19 protein-coding genes and 2 tRNA genes are annotated in these 15,644 nt (G+C 72.1%); 13 read left to right on the top strand and 8 right to left on the bottom strand.

The features are described 5' to 3' along the window. Entirely contained in the window at positions 1-927 is a 927-nt protein-coding gene (locus ABCS02_RS23565; RefSeq protein WP_345838137.1) for an alpha/beta hydrolase, read from the top strand. 44 nt (positions 928-971) lie between these two features. Further along, positions 972-2,633 (top strand): FAD-binding dehydrogenase, encoded by a 1,662-nt coding sequence (locus ABCS02_RS23560; protein WP_345838136.1) that lies wholly within the window; start codon positions 972-974, stop codon positions 2,631-2,633. A gap of 14 nt (positions 2,634-2,647) precedes the next feature. On the opposite strand, the gene ABCS02_RS23555 is transcribed toward ABCS02_RS23560, so the two are convergent. After that, entirely contained in the window at positions 2,648-3,313 is a 666-nt protein-coding gene (locus ABCS02_RS23555; protein ID WP_345838135.1) for a hypothetical protein, read from the bottom strand. Between the two features lie 48 nt (positions 3,314-3,361). On the opposite strand from ABCS02_RS23555, the gene ABCS02_RS23550 reads away from it, so the two are divergent. After that, entirely contained in the window at positions 3,362-4,258 is an 897-nt protein-coding gene (locus ABCS02_RS23550; protein WP_345838134.1) for an acyl-CoA thioesterase II, read from the top strand. A gap of 10 nt (positions 4,259-4,268) precedes the next feature. On the opposite strand, the gene ABCS02_RS23545 is transcribed toward ABCS02_RS23550, so the two are convergent. Genes ABCS02_RS23545 through ssb form a run of 4 tightly spaced genes read right to left on the bottom strand, consistent with a single transcriptional unit; the run spans position 4,269 to position 7,483 of the window. Beyond that, positions 4,269-4,745, bottom strand: coding sequence for a thioesterase family protein (locus ABCS02_RS23545; protein ID WP_345838133.1), 477 nt, complete (start codon positions 4,743-4,745; stop codon positions 4,269-4,271). Continuing rightward, positions 4,738-6,417, bottom strand: a complete 1,680-nt coding sequence (ettA, locus tag ABCS02_RS23540; protein WP_345838132.1) for an energy-dependent translational throttle protein EttA — start codon at positions 6,415-6,417, stop codon at positions 4,738-4,740. The genes ABCS02_RS23545 and ettA overlap by 8 nt, the downstream gene beginning before the upstream one ends. Before the next feature lie 25 nt (positions 6,418-6,442). After that, positions 6,443-6,943 carry a hypothetical protein gene (locus ABCS02_RS23535; RefSeq protein ID WP_345838131.1) on the bottom strand — a complete coding sequence of 167 codons (501 nt, stop codon included), beginning with the start codon at positions 6,941-6,943 and terminating at the stop codon, positions 6,443-6,445. 18 nt (positions 6,944-6,961) lie between these two features. Then, complete coding sequence (ssb, locus tag ABCS02_RS23530; protein ID WP_345838130.1) at positions 6,962-7,483, bottom strand: single-stranded DNA-binding protein; 522 nt, start codon at positions 7,481-7,483, stop codon at positions 6,962-6,964. Positions 7,484-7,720: 237 nt separating this feature from the next. On the opposite strand from ssb, the gene ABCS02_RS23525 reads away from it, so the two are divergent. From ABCS02_RS23525 to ABCS02_RS23480, 10 genes are all read left to right on the top strand, one after another. Further along, positions 7,721-8,689, top strand: coding sequence for an ABC transporter ATP-binding protein (locus ABCS02_RS23525; protein WP_345838129.1), 969 nt, complete (start codon positions 7,721-7,723; stop codon positions 8,687-8,689). Then, entirely contained in the window at positions 8,686-9,498 is an 813-nt protein-coding gene (locus tag ABCS02_RS23520) for an ABC transporter permease (protein WP_345838128.1), read from the top strand. Before ABCS02_RS23525 ends, ABCS02_RS23520 begins: the two co-directional genes overlap by 4 nt. 29 nt (positions 9,499-9,527) lie before the next feature. Beyond that, positions 9,528-10,706, top strand: a complete 1,179-nt coding sequence (locus ABCS02_RS23515) for a sensor histidine kinase (protein WP_345838127.1) — start codon at positions 9,528-9,530, stop codon at positions 10,704-10,706. Continuing rightward, positions 10,703-11,317, top strand: coding sequence for a response regulator transcription factor (locus tag ABCS02_RS23510; RefSeq protein WP_345838126.1), 615 nt, complete (start codon positions 10,703-10,705; stop codon positions 11,315-11,317). Before ABCS02_RS23515 ends, ABCS02_RS23510 begins: the two co-directional genes overlap by 4 nt. A gap of 14 nt (positions 11,318-11,331) precedes the next feature. Beyond that, positions 11,332-11,404, top strand: a tRNA-Arg gene (locus ABCS02_RS23505). Positions 11,405-11,445: 41 nt separating this feature from the next. Further along, positions 11,446-12,072 (top strand): oligoribonuclease, encoded by a 627-nt coding sequence (orn, locus tag ABCS02_RS23500; protein WP_345838125.1) that lies wholly within the window; start codon positions 11,446-11,448, stop codon positions 12,070-12,072. Positions 12,073-12,109: 37 nt separating this feature from the next. After that, positions 12,110-12,185: transfer RNA gene (locus tag ABCS02_RS23495), tRNA-His, on the top strand. Between the two features lie 17 nt (positions 12,186-12,202). Next, the gene (locus ABCS02_RS23490) at positions 12,203-12,550 is read left to right on the top strand and encodes a metallopeptidase family protein (protein WP_345838124.1); all 348 of its coding nucleotides are present in this window, start codon (positions 12,203-12,205) and stop codon (positions 12,548-12,550) included. After that, positions 12,541-12,846: an ATP-dependent Clp protease adapter ClpS gene (gene clpS, locus ABCS02_RS23485; RefSeq protein ID WP_345838123.1), complete on the top strand. Its 306-nt coding sequence runs from the start codon at positions 12,541-12,543 to the stop codon at positions 12,844-12,846. The genes ABCS02_RS23490 and clpS overlap by 10 nt, the downstream gene beginning before the upstream one ends. Continuing rightward, positions 12,843-13,331: a DUF2017 family protein gene (locus ABCS02_RS23480; protein WP_345838122.1), complete on the top strand. Its 489-nt coding sequence runs from the start codon at positions 12,843-12,845 to the stop codon at positions 13,329-13,331. The genes clpS and ABCS02_RS23480 overlap by 4 nt, the downstream gene beginning before the upstream one ends. Before the next feature lie 6 nt (positions 13,332-13,337). Here ABCS02_RS23480 and ABCS02_RS23475 read toward each other — a convergent pair whose 3' ends face one another. The 3 genes from ABCS02_RS23475 to dinB form a co-directional block, all read right to left on the bottom strand. After that, positions 13,338-13,943 (bottom strand): hypothetical protein, encoded by a 606-nt coding sequence (locus ABCS02_RS23475; protein WP_345838121.1) that lies wholly within the window; start codon positions 13,941-13,943, stop codon positions 13,338-13,340. Next, positions 13,906-14,226, bottom strand: a complete 321-nt coding sequence (locus tag ABCS02_RS23470; RefSeq protein WP_345838120.1) for a hypothetical protein — start codon at positions 14,224-14,226, stop codon at positions 13,906-13,908. The genes ABCS02_RS23475 and ABCS02_RS23470 overlap by 38 nt, the downstream gene beginning before the upstream one ends. Positions 14,227-14,288: 62 nt before the next feature. Further along, positions 14,289-15,545 (bottom strand): DNA polymerase IV, encoded by a 1,257-nt coding sequence (dinB, locus tag ABCS02_RS23465; protein WP_345838119.1) that lies wholly within the window; start codon positions 15,543-15,545, stop codon positions 14,289-14,291. Positions 15,546-15,644: the final 99 nt, after the last annotated feature.

The following is a 15,644-nucleotide window of genomic DNA, read 5'->3' as shown; positions in this document are numbered from 1 at the left end:
ATGCCGCTTCATCCCGAGGTAGAGGCCCTGCTGGCGCACGCCGCGCCGCCCGACGCGGGCGCCCCGCTGGACCTGCAGAGCTTCCGCGCCATGGCGAAGGCCATGACGCAGGCGTTGGGCTCCGGCCCGGAGATGGCGGAGGTGACAGAGATCACCCTGCCGGGACCGGGCGGCGAGATCCCGGTGCGCCTGTACCGGCCGGTCGCCGGCGCGACCCTGCCGGTGACGATGTACTTCCACAGCGGCGGGTGGATGTCGGGGGATGCCTCGACGGCGGACGTCCTGTGCCGGATGCTCGCCCAGGGCAGCGGCTCGCTCGTCGCGTCGGTCGAGTACCGGCTCGCGCCGGAGCACCCGTTCCCGGCGGCCCTCGAGGACGCTGACGCGGCCACCCGCTGGTTCGCGCAGAACGCCGCCTTGCTCCAGGCCGATGGCACCCGTCTGGCGGTTGCCGGCGACAGCTCGGGGGCGAACCTCGCGACCGCGGTCGCCCTCCGCGCCCGCGACCGCGGCGGCCCCGCCATCCGGTTCCAGCTCCTCGGCTGCCCGGTCACCGACTCCGCGCACGAGGAGCATCCGTCCTACCAGGACTTCGCCACGGGCTATCTCGCCGACGCCGCGATCCTCGACTGGGGCTGGGACAGCTACGTGCCCGATCACGCGCAACGGGCGAATCCGGAGGTCTCGGTCCTGCGCGCGGCATCGCTCGCGGGGCTGCCGCCCGCACTCGTCGTGACGGCCGAGTTCGATCCGCTCCGCGACGAGGGCGAGGCCTACGCGCGAGCCCTGGGGCAGGCCGGCGTCGACGTCGAGCTGATCCGATATGCCGGGATGGTGCACGGATTCACTATGCTGGCCGGGCTGCTGACCGTCGGTCGCGAAGCCGTCGATCACGCGGCCCAGCGGTTGGGCGCCGCGCTCGCCTAGAACGAGACGGACTGCCGGACCGGGAGACCGACGAAGGAGTCCGGATGAGCGCCGCACATCGCACCGACGTCCTCGTCGTCGGATGGGGGCTCGCGGGCCTCACGGCGGCGCACGAAGCCTTGGCCTCCGGCCGGCGCGTCACGATCGTGGACCAGGAGCCCCGCGCGAATCTCGGCGGGCAGGCGTGGTGGTCGTTCGGTGGCCTCTTCCTCGTCGACTCCCCCGAGCAGCGGCGGATGGGCGTGCGCGACTCCCCCGCCCTCGCCGAGCAGGACTGGTTCGGCACGGCCGGATTCGACCGGGACGAGGATGCCTGGCCGCGGCGCTGGGCGGAGGCGTACCTGCACTTCGCGGCGGGCGAGAAGCGGGCCTGGCTGCGCTCGCTCGGGGTCGGCTTCTTCCCCGTCGTCGGGTGGGCCGAGCGCGGCGGCTACACGGCGGACGGGCCGGGGAACTCCGTGCCTCGCTTCCACATCGCGTGGGGCACCGGCCCCGCCCTGGTCACCGCGTTGCAGGGTCCGCTGGAGGAGGCCGAGGCCGCGGGGCGGCTCGAGGTGCTCCCCCGCCACCGGGTGACCGACCTCGTCGTGACGGACGGCGCGGTGACCGGCGCCCGCGGCGAGATCCTGGCGCCCTCGGGCGCGGCCCGCGCGGCGGAGAGCTCCCGCGAGGTCATCGGCGAGTTCGAGATCGAGGCCGGCGCGGTGATCGTGGCGTCCGGCGGCATCGGCGGCAACCACGAGCTCGTACGGCACCTCTGGCCGGAGCGGCTGGGCACCGCGCCGGCGTCGATGGTGACGGGCGTCCCGGCGTACGTTGACGGGTCGATGCTCGCCCCCACCGAAGCCGCGGGCGCCCGACTCATCAACCGGGATCGGATGTGGCACTACGTCGAGGGCATCCGGAACTGGGATCCGATCTGGCCCGGCCACGGCATCCGTATCCTCCCCGGTCCGTCGTCGATCTGGCTCGACGCGACCGGCCGGCGCCTGCCCGTTCCGCTCTTCCCCGGCTTCGACACGCTCGGCACGCTCGCGCACCTGCGCGCGACGGGGTTCGACCACTCGTGGTTCGTGCTGTCGCACCGGATCGTGGAGAAGGAGTTCACGCTGTCCGGCAGCGAGCAGAACCCCGACCTGACGGGGAAGAACGTGCCCCTGCTGCTCCGGTCGCGTCTGGGCAAGGGGGCCGCAGGGCCCGTGCAGGCGTTCCTCGACCACGGCGAGGACTTCGTCGTCCGCGACGACCTGGACGCGCTCATCGCCGGGATGCGGGACCTCCCGGGCGGCGAGGTCCTGGACGCCGCCCGCGTCCGCCGCGAGGTCGAGGCGCGCGACCGCGAGATCGGCAACGCGTTCACGAAGGACGCGCAGGTCGCGATGCTCCGCTCCGCGCGCGCGTATCGCGGCGACCGGCTCGTGCGCACCGCGAAACCGCACCGCATCCTCGATCCCGCGGCGGGTCCGCTCATCGCCGTGAAGCTCCACGTCCTCACCCGCAAGACCCTGGGCGGCATCGAGACCGACCTGCAGTCCCGGGCGCTCGGCGCGGACGGCGCGCCGATCCCGGGCCTGTTCGCGGCCGGCGAGGCCGCCGGCTTCGGCGGCGGCGGGATGCACGGCTACCGCGCGCTCGAGGGCACGTTCCTCGGCGGATGCCTGTTCTCCGGGCGCGCCGCCGGCCGAACCGCCGCCCTCGCGGTCTAGGCGGGTCGAACGGGTCAGCCCGTCGTGCGGACGGGGGTCAGGCCCGTGCGGGCGGGGAGCCGGACGAGCACGTGCCCGCGGGCGAACGTCAGGCGCGACCAGCGCTCGGCCGCGTAGAGCCGGGCCGCTTCCTCGCCGGACACGAAACCGAGCGTGAACGCGGCGAAGGCGGCACCGAGGGGCAGGCCGTGCAGCGCCGGCTCGGGCGCACCCCACACGCGCGCGCGCACGGTCCGCAGGGCCTCTTCGCTCATCGTGGCCGACGTCTCGCCGGCCACTTCGGCCATGCCGCGCTGCGCCGCTGCGGCGACAACGGATGCCGCCACCTCGCCCGCGGTGGACCACCCGGCCCGGGGCGGGGCGACGCCGGCCCAGCCGACTGACAGGCCGCTCTCGGGGAGCGCCAGCGAGGCAGCATCCACCCCTGGCGCGAGCAGGGCGGGATCGACGACGACATCGCACACGAGCTCGGGATCGACTCGCGCCGTGCGGGACGCGAGCACGGTGGGCGACGGGTCGAGGAGCCCGCGGGGGGCGAGCACCGCGGTCGTCAGGAGCAGCACGCCGTCGCGGGCCTGCAGGCGGAGCGAGGCATCCTCCCCGAGACGTGCGGCGCGCCGCGCGAAGGTGAGGGCGTCGGCCGCCGTCGCGGCATCCACGAAGACGAGCGGAGGAACCATCCGCCCTAAACTATCAACCGCGCGAGAGCCGTATGCCGAGGAGGATCCGTGACGAACGACGCGAACGGGAACGCGGAGGCTGCGGTCGCGCAGCTGCGCGACATCCTCGACCTGCACTCGACGGGTGCGCGCACGACGGAGGACATCTTCACCGGTGACTCGCAGCCGATGCGATCCGGGCGGATCTTCGGCGGCCAAGTGCTGGCGCAGGCGATCGTCGCCGCCGCGCGGACACTGCCCGAGGAGCGGATCGCGCACTCGATGCACGGCTACTTCCTCCGGCCCGGTGACGCCTCGGAGCCGGTCACTTTCGCGGTCGACCGCATCCACGACGGCCGCTCGTTCTCGACGCGACGCGCGCAGGCCTTCCAGCGCGGGGTGCCGATCTTCTCCATGATCGCGTCGTTCCAGGACGAGAGCCCCGGCGTCGAGCACGAGGTGCCGGCCCCCGCAGGGATCCCCTCGCCGGAGGAGGTCGCGGCGACCTCGGACGCCGACCTCGACGTGCATCCGCTGACCGGCCGCGCGGTCTTCGACGCGCCGGTCGAGCTCCGGCACGTCTCCGGGCCGATCTACCTCACGGCACAGGCGGAGACCCGCCCCCAGCACGCGGTGTGGATGCGGGTGCGCAGGCCGCTTCCGGACGACCCCGCGATCCACCGCGCGATCCTCGCGTACCTCAGCGACCTCTCCATCCAGGAGACGATCCTCCGTGCGCACGGGCTCTCCTGGTCGACGCCCGGTCTGAACGTCGCGAGCCTCGACCACGCCATGTGGTGGCACCGTCCGGCGCGCACGGACGAGTGGCTCCTCTACGTGCTGGAGTCGCCGAGCGCCCAGGGCGGCCGCGGGCTCTCCACCGGCCGGTTCTACACGCGGGACGGCGCCCTCGTGGCCTCGACGGCTCAGGAGATCATGGTTCGGGTCCCCGCCCCCGGGGCGTGATCCCGCCGGGTCAGCGCCCGCGCGTGTACACGATCGGCTCGCCGACGAGCGGGGCCCAGGCCGCGCGCAGCTCCGCGGGCAGGCGGACGGGCGTGCCCGCCTCCGCGTCGACGACGACCACGACCGCGGTGGAGCGCGCGTAGAGCACCTGCTCCGCGTCGCCCAACGGGCTGAAGACCTCGTAGCAGACCTCGAGGCTGGAGCCGCCGAGGCGGCCGATCCACAGCTGCACGTCCAGCGGATCGCGGTGGTACGGGACCGAGCGCAGGTACTCGATCTCCTGACGCGCGATGACCGAGGCCAGCGACCGGCTCGCCTCGAGACCGAGGACGGCCGTCGCGGGCGCGGTCTCGCCCTTCTCCGGACGCCAGAACGCGCGGATCCGCGCCTCCTCGAGCAGGCGCAGCATCGAGGTGTTGTTGACGTGGTTGTTCGCGTCGAGGTCGCCCCACCGCAGCGGGATCGGGACGTGAAGGCGTTCAGTCACGCGTGAGCTTGCGGTACGTCGAGCGGTGCGGGGCCGCGGCATCCGCGCCGAGGCGCTCGATCTTGTTCTGCTCGTAGGCCTCGAAGTTGCCCTCGAACCAGTACCAGCGGTCGGGCTCTTCCTCGGTGCCCTCGTACGCGAGGATGTGCGTCGCGATCCGGTCGAGGAACCACCGGTCGTGCGTGATGACCACGGCGCAGCCCGGGAACTCCAGCAGCGCGTTCTCGAGCGAGCCCAGCGTCTCGACGTCGAGGTCGTTCGTCGGCTCGTCGAGGAGCAGCAGGTTGCCGCCCTCCTTGAGCGTCAACGCGAGGTTGAGACGGTTGCGCTCACCGCCGGAGAGGATGCCGGCCTTCTTCTGCTGGTCCGGCCCCTTGAAGCCGAACTTCGAGACATATGCCCGTGACGGAATCTCCGTCTTGCCGACCGTGATGATGTCGAGCCCGTCGGACACGACCTCCCACAGGGTCTTCTCCGGGTCGATGTTCGAGCGGGTCTGGTCGACGTAGCTGATCTTGACGGTCTCGCCGATCTTGAGGTCGCCGCCATCGAGCGGCTCCAGCCCCACGATCGTCTTGAAGAGCGTCGTCTTGCCCACGCCGTTCGGGCCGATGACGCCGACGATCCCGTTCGGCGGGAGGCTGAAGGACAGGCCGTCGATGAGGGAGCGGCCGTCGAAGCCCTTCTCGAGCTTCTTCGCCTCGATCACGAGGCTGCCGAGGCGCGGCCCCGGCGGGATCTGGATCTCCTCGAAGTCGAGCTTGCGCGTGCGCTCGGCCTCCGCAGCCATCTCCTCGTAGCGCGCGAGGCGCGCCTTCGACTTGGCCTGACGGCCCTTCGCGTTCGAGCGCACCCAGTCCAACTCGTCGGCGAGGCGCTTGGCGAGCTTCGCGTCCTTCCGGCCCTGGACCTCGAGGCGCTCGCGCTTCTTCTCCAGATACGTCGAGTAGTTGCCCTCGTAGCCGATGAGGCGGCCGCGGTCGACCTCGGCGATCCACTCCGCGACGTTGTCGAGGAAGTACCGGTCGTGCGTGATCGCGATCACGGCGCCGGGGTACTTCTGCAGGTGCTGCTCGAGCCACTGCACGCTCTCGGCGTCGAGGTGGTTGGTGGGCTCGTCGAGGAGCAGGAGGTCTGGCTTCTGCAGCAGGAGCTTCGTGAGCGCGACGCGGCGCTTCTCACCGCCGGAGAGGTTCCCGATGGAGGCGTCGCCGGGCGGGGTGCGCAGCGCGTCCATCGCCTGTTCGAGCTGGGAGTCGAGATCCCACGCGTCGGCCGCGTCGATCTCCTCCTGCAGCGTGCCCATCTCCGCCAGCAGCGCGTCGAAGTCCGCGTCCGGATCGCTCATGAGCCCGGAGATCTCGTTGAAGCGGTCGACCTTGGCCTTGATCGCGATGCCGTCCTGGATGTTCTCCAGCACCGTCTTCGACTCGTCGAGCTCGGGCTCCTGCATCAGGATGCCGACGCTGAAGCCCGGAGTGAGGGTCGCGTCGCCGTTCGACGGCTGGTCGAGCCCCGCCATGATCTTGAGGATCGTCGACTTGCCGGCGCCGTTCGGACCGACCATGCCGATCTTGGCACCCGGCAGGAACGCCATCGTCACGTCGTCGAGGATCAGCTTGTCGCCCACCGTCTTGCGGGCGCGGACCATCTGGTAGATGTACTCAGCCATAGCCTGTCCAGTCTAGAGGGGGGTGTTACCAGTCGATCGGACGCGTGTTCCCGAGGAGGCAGCCTCCCGTGCCGAGCACGGGGAGGACCGTCGCCACCGGGTTTCCGGTCGCCGGACCCACCTGGCCCACGAGGCACGCGCCCTGGACGACGACCGAGAACTGGATGCTCTCCGCGGGGTTCCCGACCGTGGACTCGTCCTCGGTGACCTGCATCGCCCGCTTGTCGAAGCCGCCCGCCACGAGCGCATCGATGTAGGCCCGGCCGTGCACCTGGTCGGGCCCCGCCCAGACCTGCCGCACGATCTGCGCGAACCACGGCAGGTTCTGCTCGGCGGTCCCGTTCGGCACGAACACGATCGGCGTCGCAGTCGGGGTCGGCGTGGCCGTCGGGGTCGAGGTGACGGTCGCCGTCGGGGTCGTCGGGGCGGCCTGCGGAGCGCCCGTGCAAGCGGCGAGCGCGCCCGCCGAGAGGAGCACCCCCGCGACGATGGCGACCACGCGCCCGAGAGGGGGGATGTCCGGCACCCGTCGAGTCTAAGCGGCTCAGAAGGGGATCTCGTCCGCGTCGATCGCCGGCGCACCGGAGGGGACGAGCGGCGCCGACCAGCGGTCGGACAGGTCCGCCGTCTCCGGCCGTACCGTCGCCACCGGCTCGACGACGGGCGCGGGCGTCTGCTCGGCGGAGGCCGCCGGACGCGGCGCGCGAGCGCTCTCGTCCCTCTGGAACGTGGTCGTGCCCCACAGCAGATCGTGACCGAGGGAGTCGGCGTCGATCTCCGCCGACCAGCCCTTCTTCGTCGCCGTCTCCCACTCGCGCAAACGCAGCCGCCCGACCACGACGACGCGGTCTCCGCGGCGCAGCGACGCGTACGCGTGTTCGCCGAGCGCCCGGAACGCCGACACGGAATACCAGTTCGTATCGCCGTCGACCCAGGCGTTCGCGGATCTGTCGAACCTCCGCTGCCGGCTCGCCAGCCGGAAGCTGGCGATGACGATGCCCGAAGCGGTCACCCTTCGCTCCGGGTCGGACGCGATGTTTCCCGTGACGGTGATCGTGTCGCCCATGTCAATCCCTCCCGGCCAGGGACCCTCCCCGGCCGCTCCGGCGCCCGGGTGCCCGCCGAGCGCCGGAGCTGACCCCAGCATCCGCACCGGCGCGCCCCACCACGTGCTCGGTCGCCGGACTGGGGACAACGCGTCGCTCGCGACCGCCTGGGGAGGGTGGATCCGATGACGAATGTCACGGGCATTCCATGACGCGCGTGCGCGGCATCCGCGGGCTCGTCGGGGAATGCTGGAGGCATGGAATCCTCCGCACCGCGCCCGGCCCCCACCGGCAGCGCCACCGCCTCGGCCACGACGGCCGCTCCCCTGGCCGTCTCGGCCCGGGGCCTCGTCAAGTCGTTCGGCCAGGTCCACGCCGTGGACGGGGTCGACCTCACCGTCCGACAGGGCGAGATCGTCGCCTTCCTCGGCCCGAACGGCGCCGGGAAGACGACGACGATCGACATGCTCCTCGGGCTCACGCATCCCGACCGCGGCACGGTCGAGGTCTTCGGCGAGTCGGCGCGCGGCGCCATCACCCACGGCCTCGTCTCCGCGGTCCTCCAGACCGGCGGTCTCCTGAAGGACATCACGGTCCGCGAGACGCTCCAGCTCACCGCCAGTCTCTTCGTCGACACGCGTCCCATCGACGAGGTGCTCCAGCGCGCCGGCATCACCTCGATCGCCGACCGCCGCGTCGGCGTCTGCTCGGGCGGGCAGCAGCAGCGACTGCGGTTCGCGATGGCCCTGCTGAGCGACCCCGGCCTCCTCATCCTCGACGAGCCCACGACGGGCATGGATGTCGAGGGACGCCGCGCGTTCTGGGGCGCGATCCGCGCGGATGCGGCGCGTGGGCGCACCGTCCTGTTCGCCACCCACTACCTCGACGAAGCCGACGAGTACGCCGACCGGATCGTGCTCATGAGCCGCGGCCGCATCGTCGCGGACGGCACGACCGCCGAGATCAAGAACCTCGTCTCCGGCCGCATCGTGCAGGCGACCCTGCCGGGCGCCGATCCCGTCGCGCTCGCCGCGATGCCGAACGTCGAGAACGTCGAGACGAAGGGCGACCGTATCTCCCTCCACACGCGCGACTCCGACGCCGTCGCACGGTACCTCCTCACCGAGACCGCCGCGCACGACGTGGAGATCACGGCCCAGAACCTCGAGAGCGTCTTCCTCGCCCTCACCGCGAACGACAACAGCACCGAAGGAGCACGGCGATGACCAGTGCGACGACCGACCGGGTCACCCTCGACCGGCGCGTGCCGCCGCTCGGCGGCTTCACGCTCACCTACCTCGCGATCGAGCTGAAGCGGAAGCTCCGCAACCGCCGGACGCTGCTGTTCACGGTCGCATTCCCCATCCTGATGTACGTCATCATCGGCGCACGGCTCGTGAACCAACCGCTCACCGCGACCCCGATCTCGGCGGGCGGACCGTCGGTGGCGTCGTACATCATGGTGTCGATGGCGATGTACGGCGCCATGATGTCGGCCACCCAGACCGGCGCGGCCGTCGCGGTGGAGCGTGCACAGGGCTGGAGCCGGCAGCTGCGCCTGACGCCGTTGAACCCGGTCGTGAACGTCGTCATGAAGATGATCGCCGGGATGCTGCTGGGCCTCCTCGCCGTCGTCGCGACGTATGTCGCGGGCGCGATCAGCGGCGTGCAGCTCAGCCCCGCGCAATGGATCGTGACCGGTCTGACCGCGTGGATCCTCGCCTCGGCCGTCTTCACGACGCTCGGTCTCATGGTCGGCTACATGGTGCCCGGCGAGAACGCGGCGCAGATCACCAGCCTCGTGATCGTGCTGCTGTCGTTCCTCGGCGGCCTGTTCTATCCGCTGAGCAGCATGCCCGACTTCCTGCAGACGATCGCGAAGTTCACGCCCGTGTACGGCATCAGCGAGATCGCACGGGCACCCCTCACGGGCGACGCGTTCGACATCTGGGCGCTCGTGAACGCGATCGTCTGGCTCGCGATCTTCGTCGCCGGCACCGCGTTCTTCTTCCGGCGCGACACCAAACGGGTGTGACGATGTCGGCCGGCTCTAGGGTGAGCAGCGTGGACGAGGAACGTGCCGCGCCGCCCGCCCCGGAGTTCGCCGGCCCCGGCTGGCCGGTGCTGTGGGCGGGCGCCGCTCCCCCGCGCTACCCGAGCCGCCTCGCCGTCCTGGGCGCTCGCGGGTCGCGCAGCTGGTACGTCGGCGGCGGGATCTCGCTGGTCTGGCTGGTCTCGGTCGCGCAGGCGATGGTCGCGGTCTCCCCGACCGCCCTGCAGGCGGGGATCGGCATCGCGCTCGTCGTCGTGTTCGGGGCCGCGTTCCTTCTCGCCGGACCGACCGCGTGGATGCTGGCCGGGACGCGGCGGCTGATCGTCCCGGCGCTTCTCTTCGCGCTGAGCTTCGCGCTGTTCCCCTGGCTCGGCTGGCACCTCTCCACGATCTGGACCTACGTCGGCGTCATCGTCGGGATGTGCGTGCTGGCCTGGGGCGTCACGGCCGCAATCATCCTCGGCCTCGGTCTCCTCGCGACCCTGACGGCCGGCATCACGGAGGGCTGGAGCGAGGGCATCCTCTGGATCCCGCTCATCATCGTCTCGATCTCGCTCATGATGGCGGGCTTCGGGCGCACCCTCGCGGCCATGAACGAACTGCGCGCGACGCAGCGGCAGCTGGAGCTGATGGCGGTGGAGCGGGAGCGCGGGCGCGTGGCGCGCGACATCCACGACATCCTCGGCCACTCGCTGACCGTGATCACCGTCAAGGCCGAGCTCGCCGGCCGGCTCGCGGAGGTCGACCCTGCGCGGGCGCAGCGCGAGATCGCCGAGGTCGAGTCGCTCGCGCGCGCCGCCCTCGCCGACGTGCGCGCGACCGTCGCGGCCGTGCGCGGCGTCACGGTGAGCGGGGAGCTCGCCGCGGCCCGCGTCGCGCTGGAGGCCGCCGGCATCGCGAGCGAGCTGCCCGGCTCGACCGAGGCCGTCTCGTCCGAGCGGCGGGAGCTCGCCGGCTGGGTGTTGCGCGAGGGCGTCACGAACGTCGTGCGCCACTCCGGCGCCTCGGTCTGCCGCATCCGCCTCACCGCACACGAGGTGGAGGTGGCCGACGACGGGGTCGGGCCGCGGGAGACCCCGCACGGATCCTCCGGCCTGCTGGGCCTGCGCGAGCGCGTCGAGGCCGTCGGGGGACGCCTCACGATCGGCCGCAGCGACCTCGGCGGCTTCAGCCTGCGGGCGTCGATGTGACGGACACGATCCGGCTGCTGATCGCCGACGACCAGGCGCTCGTCCGCGGGGCGCTGTCCGCGCTGCTCGGCCTGGAGCCGGACATCGACGTGGTCGCGGAGGTCGGCCGGGGCGACGAGGTGCTCCCCGCGGCGCGGGACGCCCATCCCGACGTGGCCCTCCTCGACATCGAGATGCCCGGGATCGACGGGATCGCCGCCGCCTCGCTGCTGCGGGCGGAGCTGCCGGGCTGCCGCGTGCTCATGGTGACGACGTTCGGCCGGCCGGGCTACCTCAAGCGGGCGCTGCAGGCGGGAGCATCCGGGTTCGTCGTGAAGGACACGCCCGCCCCGCAGCTGGCGGACGCAGTGCGCCGCGCGGCGCAGGGGCTCCGCGTCGTGGACCCGCAGCTCGCGGCCGAGTCGCTGGCCGCCGGCGACTCCCCGCTGACCGAGCGCGAGTCCGACGTGCTGTCGGCCGCACGGACCGGCGGGTCGGTCGCGGACCTCGCGCGCATCCTCCACCTCTCCGAGGGGACCGTGCGCAACCACCTGTCCAGCGCGATCGGCAAGACCGGCGCCCGCAACCGCGCCGACGCCGCCCGAATCGCCGAGGAGAACGGCTGGCTGTAGCCTGAGTGGACCTTCCCTCCGTAGCTCAGGGGACAGAGCGAGCGGTTTCTACCCGCAAGGTCGGGGGTTCGAATCCTCCCGGAGGGGCGTTCCGGATCGGGGTCCCCGGTCGTCACTAGACTCGTCCCATGGTGGGATCTCCCGAGAACGACCGGCTCGTCTGGATCGACTGCGAGATGACCGGTCTCGATCTCGCGGTCGACCAACTGGTCGAGATCGCCGTCATCGTCACCGACTTCGAGTTGCGCGCGCTCGATCCGGGCTTCTCCGTCGTCATCAAGCCCGACGACTCCGCGATGGAGGGCATGAGCGAGTTCGTGCGCGGGATGCACGCGAAGAACGGGCTGCTCGAGGAGATCCCCGGCGGGGTGAGCGTCGCCGAGGCGGAGCTGCAGGCGCTCGAGTACGTGCGCCGGTTCGCTCCGGTCGAGGGCAAGGCCCCTCTCGCGGGCAACACGATCGGCACCGACCGCATGTTCCTCGCGGCGCAGATGCCCCAGCTCGACCGCTGGCTGCACTACCGCAACGTCGACGTCTCCTCCATCAAGGAGCTCTCGCGCCGCTGGTTCCCGCGCGCGTACTTCCACGCGCCCGCGAAGGACGGCGGCCACCGCGCGCTCGCCGACATCCGCGAGTCGATCCGCGAGCTCGCCTACTACCGGCAGGCCGTGTTCGTGCCGGAACCGGGCCCCACGACCGACGACGCACGCGCCGTCGCCGCCTCCGTCGTGTCGGCCTTCGCACCGGGGGTGTGAGAGAATCTTCTGGTTGTCCCGTGAACACGGGCGCATGGTGGGTATAGCTCAGTTGGTAGAGCACCTGGTTGTGGTCCAGGGGGTCGCGGGTTCAAGTCCCGTTACTCACCCCAATCTCTGATTGGTCGCGATGGAGCTGAATCCCGACGCGTTCGAGAAGCTCGTGATCGACGAGCTCGACCGGCTGCCCGCCGACATGGTGGACGGTCTCGAGAACGTCGTGTTCGTCGTCGAAGACCGCCCGGAGGACGGCAGTCTCGACCTCTTCGGGCTCTACGAGGGCTGGGCTCTCACGGAGCGCGACCGCTACGGGACCGGCGAGCTGCCGGACCGCATCGTCGTCTACCGTGAGCCGCACCTCGCCGCCTGCGACGACGAGGCCGAGCTGCGCGACGAGGTGCACACGACCCTCGTGCACGAGATCGCGCACTTCTACGGGATCGACGACGCGCGCCTCCATGAGCTGGGATGGGCCTGATGAGCCTCGCGCTCCCCGACCTCGACATCGATCTCGACCAGACGACCCGCATCGAGCGGAGCGGGCCGTGGCAGACCGTCGTCTGGGACGACCCGGTCAACCTCATGAGCTACGTCGTGCACGTGTTCCGCGAGTACTTCGGCTTCACCGAGGAGCGCGCGACGACCCTCATGCTCGCCGTCCACAACGACGGCCACGCGGTGGTCGCAGAGGGCGCGCGCGAGCAGATGGAACTGCACGCGCAGGCGATGCACGACTACGGCCTGTGGGCCACGATCCGGAAGGCGGCGCGGTGAGCGTTCAGGTCGTGCTCGAGCTGGCGACGGCGGAGGTCCTGCACCTGGCGGCGCTCCTCCGTCAGTTCCTCGAGCTGCTCGACGACACCGCCCCGGGCACGGGCGACGATCCCGGTATCGCGCGTCTCGTGCCGGACGCGTATCCGGATGACGCGGAGGCCTCGCGCGACTTCCGCTCCGTCACGCGCGGCGAGCTCCTCGGCCGCCGGCGCGACGACGCGCAGGGGATCCTCGCGCAGCTCGCGACGCTCACGGAGCTCGACGCGGATCCCACGACGCTCGACGACGGTGGCCCGGAGATCGCGGTCGTGCTCGAGCCCGACGGGGTCGGAGCGTGGCTGCGGACGCTCACGGCGCTGCGGCTCGTGATCGCGACCCGGCTCGGCATCACGACCGAGGACGGGCACGACCCGAGCGACCCTCGCTACGGCATCTACGACTGGCTCGGCGTCCGCCTCGACGGCCTCGTCCGCGCCGTGTCCTGAGGAGCGCTACGGAAGCGCGAACGTCTGCGTCGCGCGCGTGATCGGGAGATCCCGGGCGAGGTGGGCCGCCTCCTGCGTAGCCCAGCGCTCCCAGTGCGGGCGGTACGTGTCCCCGTCGCGCGCGAGGGCCCGGTCGCGGCGCGCGCCGTCCGGGGCATCCACCCACACCCGCAGGTCGCCGAGCGGCTCCGTGTCGGCCGTGAGCAGGCCGGATCCCTCGACCACGAGCGCGAGCGCGGGATCCACCGCGTGGGCCTCCGCCCGCTCGCCCGCCTCCCAGTCCCAGCGCTGCCACGTCCCGATGCGGCCGCGCGCGTGCGGGACGAGGATCTGCTCGCGCGTGTACGCCACGCCCTCCGCGAGGCCGTCCCACCCGGGGTAGAGCATGTCGAGGGAGACGAGCTGCACCGGGCCGCGCAGAGGCCACCGCGCCACCAGCCGGCCGGCGAGCGACGTCTTCCCCGCCCCGCTGCGCCCGTCGATCAGGATGACGGGATTCGCCGCGGCGAGCTGCGGGATCGCCGCGACGAGGACCTCGACGGCGGCGTCGACCGCGCGCGTGAGTTCTTCGGCCCTACTTCTTGAAGGCGCGGATGACACGGCTGAGGGCATGACCCGCGACCCACACGAACGGGATCGCGACGGCGAGGAAGGAGACGACGTTCGGCTCGAAACGAAGGTCGTCGCCGCGACGGATGTACGCGCCGAGCGGCACCGCGTAGCCGCCGCCCCCGCCACCGCCGTTGCCTTCGTCGTCCGCGCCGCCGCCGAAGCCCGTCCACGTGAGGGCCACCGGGACCATCCGCACCCCGTCGAGCTCGAGCTGCTCGCCGTAGGCGGCCTTCACGCCGAGAGTGGATGCCTGCTTGCCGAGATCGAGAGCGAGATGCGACATGCGTTCCACGGTAGCGCGCCGATCCGTGCCTGCACAGGGCGGCGGCGGGCCGCGCGGAGCCCTCAGTCGGTGGGTGCTCGCGGGTGCGAGGGCAGCGATCCGCCGGCGCGGCGAGGACCGAGGAGCGCGGCACGCGTGACCGCGCCCGACCCGAACCGCGCGGAAGCGTCGTCGAGCGCGCCCTCCACGCGCCGCCACTCGGCGTCGTCGTCCCACAGCGCAGCTCCGGCGGCACCGGCGGGCAGGAGCCGCTCCGCCCGGACGCCGACGAGGCGCACGGGGGCGCGCAGGTCGACCGCCGCGAGGAGCGCCTGCGCCGCGTCGCCGATCCGCTGCCCCACCGCGGTCGGCTCCGGGAGGGTCTGCGACCGGCTGATGGTCGCGAAGTCGGAGAAGCGGACCTTGATCGAGACCGTCGCCGCCTCCCAGTCGTGGGCCCGCAGCCGCGCGCCGACTCGGTCGGCGAGGCGGCGCAGCTCGGCCCGAAGGATCGCGGGCGAGGAGATGTCCTCCTCGAAGGTCTCCTCGTGGCCGACGCTCTTCTCGATCCGCGAGGTGTCGACCTCCCGGGCGTCGATCCCGCGCGCGAGATGCCAGATGCGGTCGCTCATCGCCGCGCCGAGCGCATGGTCGAGCACCGGCCGCGGCGTGTCGAGCACGTCGGCGACGGTGCGGATGCCGCGGGACTCGAGCGCCTCCGCCGACTTCGGCCCGATCCCCCACAGAGCGCGCACGGGCCGCGCCGCCAGGAACGCCGCCGTGTCGGGCTCCGCCACGATCAGCAGCCCGTCGGGTTTGCTGATCGTCGACGCCATCTTCGCGACGTGCTTCGTCGCGGCAACACCGATGCTCGCGGTGAGCCCGGTCTCCTCCAGGATGCGCTGACGCAGCATCCGCGCGATCCGCCCCGGGCTCCCCCACAGGCGCCGCGCTCCGCTCACGTCGAGGAAGGCCTCGTCGATCGACAGCGGCTCGACGAGCGGCGTCACGTCACGGAACAGGCGCATGACGTGCGCGGAGGTCACCAGGTACCGGTCGAAGTGCGGGGGCACGACGATCGCGACCGGGCACAGCCGCAGCGCCTGCGACACCGGCATGGCCGAGCGGACACCGAACCGCCGCGCCTCGTACGTCGCGCTCGAGACGACCCCGCGGCCTTCAGCCGCGCCGACGATGACGGGCTTTCCGCGCAGCTCGGGGTGGTCGAGGACCTCGACCGACGCGTAGAACGCGTCCATGTCGACGTGCAGGATCCGCGTGCCCGTGTCGTCGGCGCCCTCGCCCGAGACGATGCGCCCCGTCCCGTCGCCGCGTCCCATAGGTTCTATTCTGCGCGCGCCCGCCGACATCCGCCCTTCGCGCGCCTCTTCGTCGCACGCGCTACGCGAGTTCGAGTGGCGCGAGCGAGAAACAGGCGC

The organism is Microbacterium sp. X-17 (genome assembly GCF_039615055.1).
Note: the sequence above shows the minus strand (reverse complement) of the source record. Positions and strands in the feature narration are given on the sequence as shown.